Raw genomic sequence first — 18,582 nt, 5'->3', positions numbered from 1 at the left:
ATATGCCTAAGGAGTTTAAGATACCTTTAATCATAAAGGGGTTGGTTTTCTAGTGCATTAGTTTTAATTTTGATTAAACAAGCTTACTATGAAATAGATAGTGTCCGATGAGGATGTTTTTTTTCTTTTCATATTTAGCGAACACTAACTCAAAGCCTATGGTATTGGATTCTACACCCCAATTATTGATTGTTGACGACCGTGCCGAAAACTTGCTATTACTAAAATCCTTGTTAGGAAAGTTAAGTGTCGATTTAGAGTTAATACAATCACCTATTAAAGCTTTACAGGACATTGAAAAGCAAGAGTATGCTCTTATCATTCTCGATGTCCAGATGCCACAAATGGATGGATTTTTACTTGCCCAAAAAATCCGAAGTGGATCTGTAAATAAATCAACTCCTATTATATTTCTTACCGCAGTATTCATTGATAAGCAAAGTGAATCCAAAGGCTATAAATGCGGTGGTGTTGATTTTATTATGAAGCCTTTTGATCATACGATTTTAATTAATAAGGTAAATATCTTTCTAGAGTTATATGCAAATCGAAAATTGATTGAATCGCAGAATAAGAAGTTGACAGTTGCTCTTAATGAGAAAGACCTTTTGGAGGGAAGCTTGCGCAATCTTGCATCAAATTATCGCTCTATTTTAGAGGGGCAATCGGAACTTATTTTGAAATTGGACAGTTCGCACCGAATCGAATTTGCCAATAAATCATTTACGGATTTCTTTGATTATACCCTAGATGGTATTTCGCGCGATTCAGTAGCTTCGGTAAGTTTGATCTTGAAGGAGCAGTTGATTCAAGGAATTGAAAAGATGAATGGCAAAACAAAAACGATAACTTTTGAAGAACCGATTTCAAATTTCGAGGGAGATGACATTTCCTTGGAATGGACAATTTTTAAAGAAGTTGAATTTGATGATACCTATTATTTGGCTGTTGGCCGGGATGTTTCTGAACGGAAACAATTAAAAGACTCATTAATAAAGAAGGAGAGTGTTTTAAGGAGAATTCAAAAGAGGGCAAAAATAGGAAGTTTTGAATGGGATTCTTATTCAAAGATTATTCGAGGTTCTGATGAATTTTTGAATTAGTATGAAATTCTTGCTAAGAATGCAGATAATATTTTCGAGGAAATTAAATTGAAAACTCCTAAGGAAGATAGGGATCCAATTGAACGCATTCTTTTTAATCTTCCTGAAAAAAATCAACACGTAGAATTTGAACATCGTTATGTATATAATAATGGTGCGTTAAAATATTTTAAAGTTGAAATCTATTGTGAGTTCAATGAAATTGAAAATATTTTAAATCTGTATGGTTTAGTATCTGATATTTCTCAGGAAAAAGAATTGGAATTTGCATTAAAGGAGAGTTTAAAGATTGAAAATGAGACAAATGGTAATAAGGCTATTTTTGAGTTAAATGGGAAAAACCAAATAAGCTATTTAAATGATTACGCCTGTGAATTCTTGGAACTCCAAGGATTGAAAGACTCGAAAGGAACTGAATTCATTCAGTTTTTTAAGGATGAGGATGCGAATAAGATTAAAAATATAATGAATCTATCGACCTTAAAACAAGGTTTTGCTCTTGAATTGTTATCGATTATTACAAAAAATAACACGTCGAAACGTATTGCTTTAGTAGCCCATTCTGCATTGGTGAATAATGAAAAAGGCGTGCGTGGCATTATGATGGAAATAGTTACAAATGGTGAAGTAGGAAATGATGCGTCCGAATACAATACTATTATTACTGGCCTTAAGCGGCAGGAGAAAGAATTTAAGGACAAAACAGCAAAGCTGAAAGAAAAAGTTGAAAAGGAATTGAAAATCAATGAATTTCAACGTCAATTGTTGTTGAAAAAATCTGAACTTGAATCTCTCGGAAAAATGGCAAGCTCGATGGTCAATGAAATCAACCAGCCTTTAACCGGCATATCTATGATAATGGATAATATACTTCTTCGTTTATCGATGAATAAAATCGATGAAGAGTATATACGAGAAAAATGTACGCAAGTGTTTAGTGATATTGATCGGATAAAGAAGTACTTATCGCAAATTGGAATTTATAATTCCGCACAAAAGGAAAATTCGAAGAGCTTAGTTAATATCAAAAGTCTTATTAATGATTCTATAAATTTGATAAAAAAGCAATACAAAAGAAGAACTGTTGAAATTTCTTTTAACGCATGTTCTGATGATTTGTATGTAACAGGTAACAAGTATAAGCTTCAGAAAGTTATTGTTGGTATTTTGAATAATGCCTATGAATCTATTGAGTACAAAAATCAAAAATCAAAAGAAAAGAAAAAAGTTGAATGGATTAAAATTACTACTGGTTTGCTTGGGAAAAATGTAGTTATAGCCATTAAGGATAATGGCAACGGAATAGATCCAGATAATCTTAATTATATATTCGAACCATTTTTCACCACTAAACAGTCTAGTATAGGTTCGGGTCTGGGCTTATATATAAGTAAAGGAATAATACAGAAAATGAATGGGCAAATTACAGTTAGTAGTGCAAAGAATGAATTTACAGAAATGAAATTAATATTGCCATTTGAATTCGATAATTCAAAAAAACGATCAGGTTTGATAGTAACTAATCACCAATAAAGTTCATTTCACTATGGTATCTATAAGTAATTTAAGGATATTGATTTTAGATGATGAGAAGCTGGTTCGTGATGAATTGGAAGAATTTCTCGTAGATCCCAACTTTAGCGTATACAAAGCAGCAAGCCCTTCCGAAGCTTTTGATATTATGGATAAAAATGATATTCATATTGCTGTAATTGATGTTAATTTACCTGAGATGAGTGGCTTGGATGTTTTGGAGAAGGTGAAGCATGATTTCCCTGAAATTGAGGTGATAATGATTAGCGGATACAGTGAGATGGATTCTGTTATTCACGCAATGCGACTAGGAGCTTTAGATTTTTTCACAAAGCCATTTCGTTTAAGCGATGTGGAAAGCGCAATCGAGCGAACCAAAAAATTTATTCATTTAAATAAAAGTTTGATTGAAGTTAAACGGAATTTTTCGATTATCTCAGAAGAGTTTCAAAAAGCCATGGGTTGTGAAATCATCGGGGACAGTCCGCAAATGAGAAACTTAATGAATCTTATTGGGAAAGTTGCAAAGACCGAGAATACGTCAGTTCTAATTACCGGAGAGAGTGGTACAGGGAAAGAGTTAGTTGCTCGTGCCATTCATTATCTTAGTAATAGAAAAGAAAATTATTTTTATGCTGTTAATTGCAGTGCTATTCCTGAATCGCTTTTCGAAAGTGAATTTTTTGGACATACTAAAGGCGCATTTACCGGAGCCGCTAGTTCTAAAGTAGGATGGTTCGAAGCAGCTAATAAAGGGACATTATTTCTTGATGAAATAGGTGATATGCAACTTAATCTTCAAACTAAATTTTTAAGAGTTTTAGAAGACCGAAAGATAATGAAGGTTGGTTCTAATATTGAAATTCCTTTTGATACGAGAATTATTGCTGCAACAAATCAAAATATCGAAGGACTTCATTCTGAGAAGGGTTTTCGATTAGATCTGTATCACCGAATAAGTTCTTTTATTATACATTTGGAACCATTGCGAAACAGAAAAGAGGATATCCCCTTACTATTGGATTATTTTGTGAAATATTTTAATAGAGTAATGGGAAAAAGTATAAATGAGATTGATGGTACTGTTATTAGGCGTTTGTTGTCCTATGAGTTTCCGGGTAATGTTAGGGAGCTAAAAAACATGGTTGAACGAGCTGTTATTATTTGTGATGCAAACAGGTTAAGTTTATCACACTTTCAACTAACTCATCATAAAGAAAAAAATCGAAAAATTAGTTTTTCAACCGATGAAAATCTAGATCTCGAATTGGTTGAGATGGAGTGCATAAAAAAGGCTCTTGAGCGCTCAAATAATAATAAATCAAAAGCTGCGGATCTTTTAAATATAACCTGGCAGTCTCTTGATAGGAGAATTAAGAAATACAAAATATAAGTTTAATATCGGGTTAAAGCCAGATGTTTTTTTCTCCATTATGGGTCATTTATACCCATGGAAAGTACCTATGAGTTATAGGTACCAAAACCACCGCCTTCCAAATTTTCCAATATATCCGTTTTTTTATTATATCCGAAAGTGGATAAAGCGAAGAGGAATTACGTGTCTCTAAGGGAGTCAGGTAGTTACGGCTCTTGTTTTAGTTTTCTTAAACTTTAGTATCCGTAAACGGATAAATTGTTTTGATGTAAATAATACAGGCATATGTGAATCTGGTTGATATACAGTTGTTAATGTATTGTGGTATACGGATTGATATAAGAATACCGTTGTTAAAAGGGTATTAGTTTATGGATGTATTAATATTGGAAGGAAACTTATTGAAAATTCTTCCTTCATCAGAAGAACCTATGAATATTCTATTTGTAAAAGAAAATAGATCACTAATTGATGAGCTGAAAGAATACATTCAGAGCTTAGACGCTAGAGCTTATTTTGCTGATGATCCTATTGAAATGGAAATTATTTTAAATCGAACAAAAATTGATTTGGTAATTATTCCACTAAAGGCTTTAGCTAATTTAGATATGCTCAAATACATTAATGACAATTTTAAGGAAACCAAAGTTGTGATAACGGTTGACCGCCTGGAAAAATCTTCCAAATTGGAAAATCGGAAAGCACTCTATACGAACTACGAATTGTTGCAAAAGCAGCTTCGTTTGTTCGAATTAAAAAAAGCTATTGGTTCAGGTCTTGATTATAGTCCTAACTAATATTTTGCTCTATTCACTTTTCAACCAACCATGTAAATTGATAAAAAAATTTACAAAAAAGAATTTGAACTTTGGAAACAGATGTGATGACCATCTGTTTCCAGTTCAAATCTTTAAGAAGTAACCTTAATCTCAATTGTTAAATTTTAAAACTCAAGTTATGAAACAGGAAGTTCAGAACGATCTTGTTAGAATTAAAGACAGACTCAGAATTCTAGATGACAAGAAGAAGAAAGTAGCCAAGATTATTGGTGTAACAGATGTGTATTTGTCTTATATCCTTAATGGAAAACGACCTTTGACTACAACCGTAAAGTCAAAACTCTTTGATTACTTAGGCCTTAGTTAGTTTTTTTTGACAAATGCCGTTTAACTAATATTAATAATCAGGTAATTATTCATGATTCATGGAATATTTGCCTGATTTTTATTTAATAAGAAACGACATCTGAATAATTGATTGGATTTATTTTGTAAATTGTGTATAAGTGGGAGATAGTCAGGGTTTAAGCAATATTAAACACTGGTGGTGATCCTTTTCCAAACACATATTAAAGATGAGATTTCTATTTCGCATATTTCTTTTCTATATCGTTTTGGCTTCAAATGTAGTGTTTGGTCAGGGACAAGCGGGTATATGGTATTTTGGAGAAAATGCAGGTTTAAATTTCAATGTTACTCCTTCAGTTGCTTTAACTAATGGTAGTTTAAATACGGAAGAAGGTTGTTCTACTGTTTGCACAGCACAAGGTGATTTGTTGTTCTACACAGATGGAGTTACGGTTTATAATAAAAACCATGCAGTAATGGTTAACGGAACTGGCTTGGATGGAAATGCTTCAGCAACTCAATCATCAATAATTGTACAGCAACCAGGAAGTGCGATACTCTACTATATATTTACTGTCGATGCTCATCAAAATGCACTTCGAAATGGATTAAATTACTCCATAGTCGATTTATCGCAAAATGGAGGTCTGGGTGCGGTAACTGTTAAGAATACATTGCTATACGGAAATGAAGTATGTGAGAAAGTAACTGCGGTAAAACATGCTAATGGAATTGATTTCTGGATTCTTATGCATCGATGGGATAGTCGTGATTTTTACGCTTATCAATTAACCGCTACAGGTGTTTCAGCTCCTGTAATTAGTACTATTGGAGTAAGGCATAATAGTGATAGAAAATCAGCAATTGGATATATGAAGATCTCCCCGAATGGATCCAAGCTTGCTTTAGCCATATTTACACAGGATAGAGTCGAGTTGTTCGATTTTAATTCGTCTTCCGGAACTGTTTCAAACCCCATTCAGCTTAATAATTATACTTCACCTTATGGAATTGAATTTTCTCCTTCGGGGGAATTCTTATATGTAAGCTCATTCATGAATGGTGATTTGTATCAATTCAATATAACTTCTAATAACGAAGCTACAATTAATAGTTCAGCTCAAATTATTGGAAGTGGGTCATGGTTATATGGTGCATTACAGTTAGCGCCGGACAATAGGATATACATGGCTAAAACTTTTACTAATGGGTCGACTGGAAGTTTAGATTTGGATGTGATAAACAATCCGGATGTCGCAGGTGCAGGTTCTAATTTTGTTGCCAACTCAAAAAATTTAGCAGGGAGAAGGTGTCGCTTAGGTTTACCTAATTTTGTGACCAGTATTTTTACTCTTGAATTTGCATACCAGTTTGATTGTGTTGGAGACAACACAGAGTTTACCATTAGTTCCGATTTGGCAAATATTTCCAGTGCAACCTGGGATTTTGGTGATGGAATGAGCTTAACTTCCAATACAAGTCCTTTTACTGTAAATCATGTTTATGCGGTAGCTAATACCTATAATGTCAACCTCCTGGTTAATTTGATTTCTGGCGGAACTTATAATATCACTCAGGCGGTAACGATTCGTACTTTGCCTACTGTTGTTGATCAGTCGGAATCCGTATGGGAGGATATTCAGGGAACCGGAATAGCGAGTGGTGTAGATCTTACCCTATTGGAAAATGCGGTGAATAGTACTGCTGGCGCAACCTACATCTGGTATTCAGATGTCGCCTTAATAACTCCTGTTCCTAATGCTGCTAATGTAACTGTGAGCAATGGAACGCAGTTTTGGGTGGAAGTGAATGATGGTTTTTGCAGCAAGGTTGCTGTAGTAACCTATACGGTACATTCTTTGCCAAAAGCTTTGGATCAAAATATCGTTCTCTGTGAAGATAATTACAATTCAGGTATTGTATCTAACATTGATTTAACATTACTCGAGCCGGCAATTACAAATAACAATGGTTTTTTAGTGACATGGTTTCATAATCTTGCTTTAAGTCTGCCGGTAACAAATCCGAACAATCGAATCGTTTCTGATGGTGAGATTTTCTATGCGAAAGTTTCCACTGGAACCGAGACAAGTGTCGCAGTGGTTACTTATACTATTGAAAATCTGCCGGAAGGTAATAATGTTTCAGTTCAGATTTGGGAAGATAGTTTTGGGTCCGGCATGGCTTCTGGAGTTGATCTAACATTCTATAATGTTCAGGTTGCAGGAGCAAATAATATTGTGTGGTTTAGCGATGCAGCTCTAACAAGTCCTATTGCTAATCCAACTAATCTTGTGGTAAACGATCAAGATGTTTTTTACGCCTATATTGATAATGGATCATGTTTAAATAGCGGAAGTATTCAATTCACGGTTCGTTCATCTCCAATTGCGAATGATTTGGATATAGAGGTTTGTGAGGATGTTTTTGGAAGTGGAGTAGCCTCTAATATTGATTTATTATTGCTCAATGGTGCTATAAATGGAGGGACAACCAGTAGTGTTAGTTGGTTTTCTGATGCAGCATTGTCTATTCCTGTTACGAATCCTGCAAATGTAAGTGTTACAAATGGACTCATGTTTTACGTTCTTGTCCAAAGTGCGGGAGAATCTAATTCAGCCATAGTTACCTACACAGTTCAATCGTTACCAATCGCAAATAACCAAAGTGTTGTAGAGTTCGAAGATGCACCAGGATCGATGATTTCTTTGGGTGTCGATTTAAGTTTTTATAATAATGTTATTTTAGGAGGACAGTCAAATTCTATTGATTGGTATTTAGATTCTGGTCTCACTACTTTGGTTTCAGATCCAACGAATCATGATGTCACCGATGGGGATGTTTTCTATGCTCTCGTGTCGAATGGAACTTGTTCGAATGTTGCTGTAGTCGATTTTTCGGTTGTAAATACTCCAGTAGCAAGAAATGCTTTTCCTGTTGTATGTGAAGATGTAGAAGGAACAGGAACTGCTTTAGTTGATTTAAGTTTGCTGGAGAATCAAATTAACGAAGGAAATGGGGATACTTTTGTATGGTATTTTGACTGGCCCACAGAACCAAGTGGTTTGCCTGTTAATGCAATTGCTGATCCTGCAAATGTAATTGTTAATGACGGGGATCGATTTTTCGCCGCTGTAAGTGATGCGTTTAACACTAATGTTGCTGCAGTAACTTATACAGTTTATTCACGACCTAATGCAACTGATCAAACTATTGATGTGTGGGAAGATAGTTTTGGTACCGGATTGGCTTCAGGTCTAAATTTAGTAGCCTATAATCCCCTTATTTCAACTAATTCTATATCATGGTATGAAGATGCCTTGATAACAATTCCAGTTGCAACTCCTAATAATGTAAATGTTATTACAGGAGATGATTATTATGCCTTAGTAGATAATGGTAATTGTCAAAATACGGCGGTTTTAATATTTAATGTTCGCAATTTGCCGGAAGCGAATAATCTGCAAGTTGAATTGTGTGAAGACATAACGGGAAGCGGCACATTCTCCTCCTATGATTTTTCTCAGTTAGAATCAGCTGTAAATAATGATCCAGGAACTCTAAAAGAATGGTTTTTTGATACAGGTTTGACTTTACCGGTTCCCACTCCAACGAATACAAGCGTTTCTAACGGAGATCGTTTTTTTGTTCGGGTAAGTTTTGGTGCTGAGAGTAATGTCGGGCGCATTGATTTTATCATTAATGCATCTCCTGATGCTCAAAATCATGTTGTTGCTTTATGCGAAGATATTTTTAATACGGGACAGGTAGTCGGCGAAAACTTAAATAATTACGAGTCCTCTATTTCATCATCATTAACCAGTACAATTATCTGGTATTTTGATCTAAGCTATTCAAATCCAGTTTTAAATGCTCAGAATATTTTAGTTTCTGATGGAGATATTTATTATGCTCGGGTTTGGGACGGTACTTGCGATAATTTCGCAGAACTATCATATGATATTTCGTCATTACCTCAAACATCAACAGTAAATGAAGTCGTTTGTGAAGATAATTTTGGTTCGTCATCATTATCAGGAATAAACCTGACCGATTATAATTTGCAGGTAAGTAATGATCCTGTTGCAAATGTAGAATGGTTTGAAGATGATCAATTAAATATTCCTGTGGTGAATCCTCTTGATGTAACCATCTTTAATCAAAGTTCATATTACGCCCAAGCTACTAATCCGGGTGGATGTGAAAATTCTGGACGCTTGAATTTCATTGTGAATCCACTTCCTGAAGCAATTGATTTGGGTCTTGAATTGTGTGAGGATGTTGTTGGGAATGGGGAGGTTGCAGATTATGACTTAACTACACTTAATAGTCAAATAAGCACTACTCCATCCGTTATTGTTAGTTGGTATAAAGATGTTGATTTACTTATTCCTGTCGTAAATCCGGGTGACCTAACGATTCGTTCAGCTGAAAGTTATTTTGCGAAAGTTGAAAATGGATGTGTTAATTCATCAATGGTTGATTTTATAGTTCACGACAAGCCCATTTTTGATTTAGGAATGGATACCACAATATTCTACACAGAATCTAAAATATTAGCACCTTCAATAAATATCCGCTTTTTGCCTGGCAATTATTTGTGGCAAGACGGAACTACCAGCTCAACCTATACGGTTACTGCTGAAGGAAAATATTTGTTGAAATATACAGATATGAACGGTTGTGTAGGAGTAGATTCAATTACGGTGTACATGGATAGATATCGAATATTTGTTCCTAATGCTTTTACTCCTGATGGAAATGGTGTTAATGATACTTTTAGACCATCAATAACAGGTGATATTGCAGGTGAAGATATTGAGATGTATATATACAACCGATGGGGCGAATTAATTTATGAATTTACTGATTTAGGTCAAGGTTGGGATGGCACCTATAAGGGACAGAAAGCAAATACAGGTGTATATGTTTGGATCCTGATCGTTAATGGGAAAGCTCGTAAGGATGGTAATGTTTCTTTAATTCGATAAAATGGTAAAATGGAGATTTATTCATATCATCTGTTGTTTGCTTTTGACTTCACTAGTCAAGGCTCAGGACGTTGAGTTCTCTCAGTTTTATGCGAATAGACTCTACCTTAATCCAGCGTTTGCCGGATCAGAATATGTTCCAACATTAGGAATGTCGTATCGTAATCAATGGCCGCAGAACAATCGCCCTTTTGTTACTTATAGTGCTTCTTTCGATCAATACGTTGATTTAATGAATGGGGGAGTAGGACTATTAATACTTCAGGATAATCAGGGACAAGGAGCGATCAAAACAACAACAGCTTCAGCAATGTATTCATATTCATTGGATGTCAATAGGAATTTATCAATGAATATTGGATTCAAAGCCGGCTATATTCAAAGGAAATTGGACTGGGGATCATTTGTGTTTTCGGATATGATCGATCCATTGTATGGTGTTATTTATCCTTCGAGAGAAGTTCAGCCAAGTAGTTTGAGTAAATCGTACTGGGATTTTTCGATGGGGATCATCGTGAATTATAAGAGTCTTTATTTTGGAGGTGTAATTGATCATCTTTCAGAGCCTAATGAAGCATTCAATTCAGAACAGAACATAGCGGTTTTACCGCGTAAATATACAGTGCATGCGGGTGCAAATATTCCCATGGGTTATTCTCGTGGATTAATGAAGAGCAATTTTTCAATTTCGCCAAATATATTGTATCAACGACAGTTAGATTTCGAGCAAATAAATTACGGATTGTATTTGTCCAGAAATAATTGGGTTGTTGGAACTTGGCTTCGACACAACCTATCTTTCGATTTTGATGCATTCATTATTTTAATTGGTTACCAAACGGAAAAAATAAGAATTGGTTATTCCTATGATTATGTGGTCTCTAATTTGGTTAAAACCAATTCTGGAGCTCATGAGATATCACTTAGTTATTTATTGGGAACGGCAAAATCGTCTTGTTCAGGAACTCATTTTTTAAGAAAGAAAAGAAGAATACGAGCTATTCGATGTCCTAAATTTTAAGCATCCTATGTTTATATTCGCTGGTAATCAACAGTTTGAAGGTTGAGTGTTATAGACAGGTTAACAAAAGTTAAGATTTCTTAAGAGAAACCTAATGAATCCTGTAATATTATGATATTAAATTTAGAAATGATATATTTATAAGTGTTATAGTCATTAATCTTATTAAGATTAAAATGAGATATTTTTATAGAAGTTTTATATTTATTTTCCTTTTTATGTTTTTTGTTTCATTACCAGAAATGAAGGGGCAGGAAGTTGAAAGTGATTCTGTAAAAACATTAAAGATCCTTCAACAAGCATTGGATGATATAGTTGATGAAAATAAAATGGCTAATGATCCAAATTTTGATATGGAAATTGATGGATTGGTTATGGATGAAACAATGACCAAAGTAGGACGTGATTTCTATGATATGTTTTTTTCCATTTGGGTTGCGCCAGAAAAGGCGAAAAATTTCACCATTTTAATTAAAGAAATGATTTTACCTGGGGTGGCAACTCAAATTACTGTTTTTGTAAATGAAACTGAAGTGTTTAAGCAAAGAGTGCAACCGCGTTATGAAGTTTTGGAGCAAATGTCCCAATATGCTAATCAAATGGCGGTGCAATTTTTAGATAATTATGAAAAAATGAAGGCCCAACTTGAAGATGAAGATCAACAAGGAACGGGATTGTTTTGAACTTAAAACTGTAAACCATGAATATTATTAAAATAGTATTTGTCTTGTCTTTTTTGTGTTTGTTAATGCCAAACGAATCGAAGGCTCAGGATTTTGTTTATAAGCCAATAAACTCATCTTTTGGAGGTGATCAATACAATTACAATTGGTTGTTAAATTCGGCTACTCAGCAAAACAGAATTGAAGATCCCAATTCTGATAGTGCATTAAATTCAGATCCGTTGGATGATTTTGAGTCGAACTTGAATAGGCAAATCCTTAATCAATTATCTAGTCGCTTGGTGAATCAAATTTTTGGAGATAGTGGAGACTTAGAGGCAGGGTCGTATAATTTGGGAAATTATAAGGTTGATGTGTTTGAAGATGCGAGTGGAGTTACTGTTAATATTCAGGATATCACGAATGGAAATTTTTCCAATGTCGTAATTCCAAGTTATTAATCAATTTTAATATTTTCCATTTAATTCTCTTTACATGCTTAGATATATACTCCACTACACTTGTTGTTTATTGTTATTGATTTCTATTAATGGATGTGTTCCTTATTTTAATCAGCCTTTAAGCGAGCAAAGAGCAGAAATTGGCGCTGAAACACCGGCTAGGAAAAGTTTGGCTAATTTACCTTTGCCAAAAGAGAAGATAGTTGCTGCTGTTTATAAATTTCGCGACCAAACCGGACAATATAAACCTTCTGAGACTGGAGCGAGCTGGTCAACTGCTGTAACGCAAGGAACTACATCTATACTTTTAAAAGCAATTGAAGAATCGGGTTGGTTTATTCCTATTGAAAGGGAAGGCTTATCTAATTTACTCAATGAACGAAAAATTATACGATCAAGTCGTGCAAATTATGCAGGTCAAAACGAAAGTTCACAATTGCTGCCTCCACTACTTTTTGCAGGATTGGTGCTGGAAGGTGGGGTTATAAGTTACGATGCAAATGTATTAACAGGTGGTGCTGGTTTGAAATACTTTGGTGCAGGTGCTTCCGGGCAGTACCGACAAGATAGGGTTACAGTATATCTTCGTGCAATATCGACCAGTAATGGTCGAATTTTAAAGACTGTATATACTTCAAAAATGATTCTTTCCCAAAAATTGGATGCTAGTATTTTTCGATATGTGAAATTTAAACGTCTTCTTGAAGCTGAAGTTGGCTTTACTTATAACGAGCCGTCTGAAATGGCGGTTAAAGAGGCAATAGAGAAGGCTGTTGAGTCTTTGGTTATCGAAGGTGTGATAGAAGGTCTTTGGGACTTAAAGAATCCAGAGGACGTTAATTCGGATGTTATTACTAAATATGTTGAGGATAAAGAAGATAATCAAGGAGCAGATTTTTTCGACCAGTTAATTACTCCTCGCCGTCGTAAGTTTGGTTTAGGTTTTAATGCTGGGTCATGGTTATATATGGGAGATTATAAGCATACAGAGTTGGAAGTTATGGCTGGGGTGTCTTTATTATACGATACCCAATCGGCCTTGCAGTTTGGACTTAATTTTGGGAGAGGGGATTTAGCAACAACGGATTATTTTCAAAAGACATATAATTCTTTGGATGTAACAGCTAAATATCGATTATTACCTTATAAAGATTGGACACCTTATATTGAAGGTGGTTTGGGTGTGTTTTCGGAACATGATAAATCAGTATATACCATTGATATTTCAAATTCTATTTATACCCAAGCCTTGTATGGTGCTGGAATAGAATTTATATTTAATGATAGAATCGGATTGAATTTTTCCGTATTGAATCATTATATTTTTAATGATAATATAGATGGGAAAGAGCAAGGGAATTTTAATGATTATTTCTGGGAAGGCAAAGTTGGCCTAAACTTTTATTTTGATAAGATTTGGGATCGAAATAAAAAGAATAAGAATAGAAAAGAAAAAATACGGAAAAAAGCAGTAAGTAAAGGTGCTCCTATTGAATAAAATAGGAACAGATTAGTAACAAGGTCGGATACTTATCCGGCTTTTTTTTTGTTTTTTTTTTGCTTGTGTCTGACTTTAAATAGCCAGTAAACACCGGTGCTATGCTGGATCGTTTAATTTATTTTAATCTTTCATGATGAATTTAAAACTTTATCTTGTCTTAATCAAAGTCTTGTTATTGTTCATCATGTAAATGTGATGTTCTGCGTAATCTAATATTATAAATTCAATTGAACTCATTACATTTAATTGTAGTAAAAACACAAATCAATTAATTATTATCAACCAATAACCACATTTTATAAAAATTTAACCTCAGGGAAACCTGATTTATTCACTTTAAACCTGAAAATTCACAACCATGAAAAAGATTTTATTCACGTTTTTAGCAGTTTTATTTACTGGGCTTGTTTCGTTTGCCCAAATTAATCAATCCAATATTAACCAAGACGGAAATGACAATGCTGCAACAGTGCAACAAGTTGGCGTTTTTAATATTAATGATATTTATCAAAATGGTGATGATAATATCGCGGGAGTTACGCAGTCTGGCTTCTTTAATATGTCATTTTTAGATCAATATGGAGTGGGGAACGAGTATCATGCGACTCAGTCTATGACTAATTTCTCAAAAGCGTTACAGGTAGGTAATTATAATCTTGCTGATGTTGATCAGTTAGGATTCAATGCGTCTTATATCTCTCAGTTTTGGGGTTCTTACAACAAGGCCTATGTTGAGCAAATTGGATTTTTGAATCTGTCTACAATTAGTCAGTTTTTAAGTCATTCTGAAACTACTGATGTATTTCAGTTTGGTTTTTTAAATTCAGCTAATATTATGCAGTCAGGTGGAAGATTTGATAAAGCTACAGTTAGTCAGTGGGGTGTTTTAAATAGAGCTGATGTATATCAAACTCTCACCTATAAAAATAGTGCCTTAGTTGATCAGCATGGATATGGTAATTATGCTCTTGTTAATCAGTTTGCTGGTCTTTTAAATAATGCTGAAGTTTCTCAAAGAGGTCAAATGAATACTGCCTTGGTTGATCAGTTCTTCGGAATGGGAAATAACTCTGTTGTTATGCAGAAAGGCAAAGAAAACTTTGCTTGGACATACCAGGTTGGCGGTTTTTTAAATGATATTGATGTAAACCAAGAAGGGGAAGGAAATGAAGCATATGCAGGACAGTATGGTGGTGCTTTTAATAATTCAACGATCAAGCAGCAAGGAAAGAAAAATGTTGCCGTAACTGAGCAAGTTGGTGGTGCTTTCAACTCTGCTGATGTAAACCAAAGAGGACGCAGTAATCTTGCAATGATTGCACAACTTGATGGAGCTTTTAATAGTGCTTTACTTACACAAAGAGGAAAAGGGAATACTGCAGAAATTATTCAGGATGGTGGTGCTTTTAATTCTGCAGATGTAAGCCAAAGGGGTAAAATGAACGAAGCTTCAGTATATCAATTAGGTGGTGCATTTAATGCCGCTGAGATTGAGCAGTATGGGAAAGGTAATGATGCTGTGATTACTCAGGTTGACGGTTCATTTAATAATGCATATATTCTTCAAGATGGTAAATATAATGAGGCAGAAATTCTACAGGTGTCCAATTCTGGCAGTTTTGCAGGTGTTGCACAAATTGGTAATGAAAACTACGCATATATAGAGCAGTATGAAACCAGCAATACTTTCGCTGGAATAATTCAGGTTGGTAATGGTAATGCTGCTGCCATTGGTCAGTACGAAGTTGGCAATAATTATGCTTTAATTCAGCAATATGGGGACGATAATGAAGCCGTTTCAATACAGGCATTGGGTGAAAATAATATAGCAAATACCCTGCAAGTTGGTTCCGGAAATGTGTCTTATACAGAACAAATTGGCAGTAACAATACTGTTCGTGTTTACCAGAGTGGTTATGGTCACTCTTCTGTAGTTACTCAGTATGGTAATGGCAATAGCGTAACCGTAAGTCAGTATAACGGATTCTAATTTGTAGCCAAAATTTAATTGATTTTACTAATTAAACCGCCAAAATTGAGATTTTATTCAAATTTGGCGGTTTTTGCAATTTTGGAATTTAATACTCCTTAAACTTTTGTTTAAATTTTCTTATTCTTTTTTAGAACGAATAAAGATTAGCATAAAAGAGACTTGGTTTAATCACTGAATCAGTGACGTTTGTGTAAAAACATATGAGGTTGGAAAGGCTTTTGCTTAATTTAGATAAAAAGATCGAAGGGTGCTATAAGTGCATTATTAGATCTAACGGAGCTCTTAAACCTTTAAAATTGATTTTTAAAATTAATTCACTTTAAACCTTTAAAAAATTCAACCATGAAAAAATTTTTATTTTTATTTGTAGCTGTTGTTTTTGCAGTATCTTCTGCATTTGCACAGGGGAACAATTCGGATGTCAACCAAACTGGTTGGCTGAACACGGCTGGTGTTACTCAGGTGGGTTGGTTCAATAGCAGTGATGTTAACCAATTAGGCTGGTTTAATGATGCAACAGTTGATCAAACAGGACTTTTAAATATTTCCTATGTGGATCAATTCTATATGAATAACATGGCCAATGTTACTCAAGATGGAGTTTTAAATGTTTCATACGTTGATCAAATAGGATTTTTAAATTCTGCTGCAGTATGGCAAATGGGACTTCATAACATTTCTAGAATTCTTCAATTTGGAGATGATAATAGTGCTATGGTAGGTCAAGTTGGTCTATTTAATATGTCATCGGTTAATCAATTTCTTGTTGGAAATACAGCATCTGTTTCTCAAATGGGTGTGTTAAATGTTTCATATGTTGACCAGTTGGGATTCTTTAACTCTGCTCTGGTTTCACAATCGGGACTTCATAACATAGCTCGTACAACACAAATGGGCTCATGGAATATGGCTTCTACAGCTCAAATGGGTATGTTTAACATGTCTAACATTACGCAGTATGACTTCTTGAACGCTGCAGTTGTTATGCAAATGGGATTAGCTAATTATTCTACAGTTCTTCAAGCCAACCATAACAATATGGCTATGGTAAATCAAATGGGACGTTTTAATAATAGTGATATTCTTCAGTATGGTGCTTTGAGTACTGCATCAGTTTGGCAAATGGGAGCATGGAATTCAGCTAACATTACTCAAATTTTACCTATTTTTACTTCTGCTGATATTATGCAACAAGGACGAGCTAATCGTGCTAGCGTACTACAAAGAAGAGGTGCTTATAACTCAGCTTTCATAAACCAATGGGGATTGAGAAATAACGCTCGTGCAGAACAGTTTGGTGGAGAGCTTAATCATTCCTCAATTACTCAATTGTTTGCTTTTAACAGAGCTAATACATTGCAATTAGGTGGATATGCTAATCTTGCTAATATTCATCAAAATGGTTTTCGGAATATGGCTTCAACCTTCCAAAGAGGTGGTTTAGCTAATGAGGCTTTCATCATGCAAAATGGAGAAGCTAATCGCGCTCGTACAGTTCAAATTGGTGGAGACCATAATGTTGCTAGAACTAATCAAATTGGTACAGCTAATTATGCTTTTGTTGAGCAGATTCATGAATCAGGTGGAGATGTTGAAGTATTCCAAAAAGGAGAAAGACATTTTGCAGACGTAACTCAAAAGTATGGAACTGGTGACAACGCAACTGTGAAGCAATATGGATATTTGCAAACTGCTTATATTTCTCAATTGTGGGGAACCAAAAATAAAGCTAAAATCACTCAGAAAGATCATAGTAATACAGCAATTATTGATCAGCTAGGTGGAAAGAAAAATAAAACTGATATTTTCCAAAAAGGAGAATATAACTTCTCATTTGTTGGTCAGTTTGATGGAGAAAAATCTGAAGCTTTTGTAGAGCAAAGAGGTGATAACAACAGAGGTTGGGTATTTCAGTACGATCAAGAAGAAAGTTTAGCAGACATCTTGCAAAATGGTGACCGTAACGTTGCAGTTATTGCTCAAATGGATGGTGCTAGAAACCAAGCTTTCATTATCCAAACAGGTGATGATAATACAGCTTTAACTTATCAGTATGGTGATGATAACTACTCATTCCTTGAGCAAGTTGGTAATGATCATTATGGTTTGGTTATTCAGGATGGTAACGATAACTTTGCTGTAACTCAGCAAGGAAACGCAGGGACTATCTTTGTAACTCCATAATTTAAAAATATTTAATCGAAAAAACATCCCGCTTCGGCGGGATTTTTTTCCTCTAATAGTTTTTCACAAACTCGCTATGTCAGTAATTATTCGGAAATATTTATGGTTAGCTCTGTTCGTATTTTGCTTCGGTAATCTAGTAGGACAAAATTATAATGTTGAGGATCAGATTCTAAACCAATTGAATTACGGTGCCGTTGATGCTATAAATGCCGAAAATGTTGTTTTGGCAATGCAATCAGGAGATAGAAACGAATTGATTCTAAATCAATTTAGTCGGGAACAGTTGGCCATTATTCAGCAGGTTGGAATGGGGAACTTGATTAAGGCAATACAAAAAGGGGATTTAAATCTCTTGGAAATATTACAATCAGGAGATAGAAACTCCATTGAATCCTTACTTCAAGGGAAAAACATTTCCACTAGCGTTCATCAAAATGGCGATAATAATTCATTGCAACAAGAAGTTATTGGGAATAATAAGAGCTTTGAAATTACTCAGGCTGGTAATGACAACCAATTGCAGATTGATTCCGGATTAGCAAACAACGGAATGATCGTAACGCAGGTTGGAACTGGAATGAACGTAATAATAAAAAGTGGTTTGTGAATACAGAGCAGGTTTAAATTG

13 protein-coding genes are annotated in these 18,582 nt (G+C 34.7%); all 13 read left to right on the top strand.

What is annotated here, in order from left to right:
• The first annotated feature begins 158 nt into the window (after nt 1-158).
• Nucleotides 159-1,103 (top strand): response regulator, encoded by a 945-nt coding sequence (locus ALGA_RS00685; RefSeq protein ID WP_162845355.1) that lies wholly within the window; start codon nt 159-161, stop codon nt 1,101-1,103.
• Nucleotides 1,104-1,151: 48 nt separating this feature from the next.
• The gene (locus ALGA_RS00680) at nt 1,152-2,636 is read left to right on the top strand and encodes a PAS domain-containing sensor histidine kinase (protein WP_096427466.1); all 1,485 of its coding nucleotides are present in this window, start codon (nt 1,152-1,154) and stop codon (nt 2,634-2,636) included.
• 13 nt (nt 2,637-2,649) lie between these two features.
• A complete protein-coding gene (locus tag ALGA_RS00675; protein WP_096427465.1) occupies nt 2,650-4,029 on the top strand; it encodes a sigma-54-dependent transcriptional regulator in 1,380 nt (459 codons plus the stop codon).
• 353 nt (nt 4,030-4,382) lie between these two features.
• The gene (locus ALGA_RS00670; protein WP_096427464.1) at nt 4,383-4,808 is read left to right on the top strand and encodes a hypothetical protein; all 426 of its coding nucleotides are present in this window, start codon (nt 4,383-4,385) and stop codon (nt 4,806-4,808) included.
• Nucleotides 4,809-4,968: 160 nt separating this feature from the next.
• The gene (locus ALGA_RS00665) at nt 4,969-5,157 is read left to right on the top strand and encodes a helix-turn-helix domain-containing protein (RefSeq protein WP_096427463.1); all 189 of its coding nucleotides are present in this window, start codon (nt 4,969-4,971) and stop codon (nt 5,155-5,157) included.
• Nucleotides 5,158-5,365: 208 nt separating this feature from the next.
• Nucleotides 5,366-10,129, top strand: coding sequence for a T9SS type B sorting domain-containing protein (locus ALGA_RS00660; protein ID WP_096427462.1), 4,764 nt, complete (start codon nt 5,366-5,368; stop codon nt 10,127-10,129).
• A gap of 1 nt (nt 10,130) precedes the next feature.
• Nucleotides 10,131-11,150, top strand: coding sequence for a PorP/SprF family type IX secretion system membrane protein (locus ALGA_RS00655; protein WP_096427461.1), 1,020 nt, complete (start codon nt 10,131-10,133; stop codon nt 11,148-11,150).
• A gap of 176 nt (nt 11,151-11,326) precedes the next feature.
• On the top strand, nt 11,327-11,833 hold the full coding sequence (locus tag ALGA_RS00650; RefSeq protein ID WP_096427460.1) for a CsgE family curli-type amyloid fiber assembly protein: 507 nt from the start codon (nt 11,327-11,329) through the stop codon (nt 11,831-11,833).
• Nucleotides 11,834-11,850: 17 nt separating this feature from the next.
• Nucleotides 11,851-12,273, top strand: coding sequence for a curli production assembly/transport component CsgF (locus ALGA_RS00645; RefSeq protein ID WP_197705659.1), 423 nt, complete (start codon nt 11,851-11,853; stop codon nt 12,271-12,273).
• A gap of 34 nt (nt 12,274-12,307) precedes the next feature.
• Nucleotides 12,308-13,771 (top strand): CsgG/HfaB family protein, encoded by a 1,464-nt coding sequence (locus tag ALGA_RS00640; protein ID WP_096427459.1) that lies wholly within the window; start codon nt 12,308-12,310, stop codon nt 13,769-13,771.
• Nucleotides 13,772-14,132: 361 nt separating this feature from the next.
• Entirely contained in the window at nt 14,133-15,764 is a 1,632-nt protein-coding gene (locus ALGA_RS00635; RefSeq protein WP_096427458.1) for a hypothetical protein, read from the top strand.
• Between the two features lie 345 nt (nt 15,765-16,109).
• Complete coding sequence (locus ALGA_RS00630; RefSeq protein WP_096427457.1) at nt 16,110-17,951, top strand: hypothetical protein; 1,842 nt, start codon at nt 16,110-16,112, stop codon at nt 17,949-17,951.
• A gap of 76 nt (nt 17,952-18,027) precedes the next feature.
• On the top strand, nt 18,028-18,561 hold the full coding sequence (locus ALGA_RS00625) for a hypothetical protein (RefSeq protein ID WP_096427456.1): 534 nt from the start codon (nt 18,028-18,030) through the stop codon (nt 18,559-18,561).
• The last annotated feature ends 21 nt before the right edge of the window (nt 18,562-18,582 follow it).

The organism is Labilibaculum antarcticum (assembly GCF_002356295.1).
GTDB lineage: Bacteria > Bacteroidota > Bacteroidia > Bacteroidales > Marinifilaceae > Labilibaculum > Labilibaculum antarcticum.
Note: the sequence above shows the minus strand (reverse complement) of the source record. Positions and strands in the feature narration are given on the sequence as shown.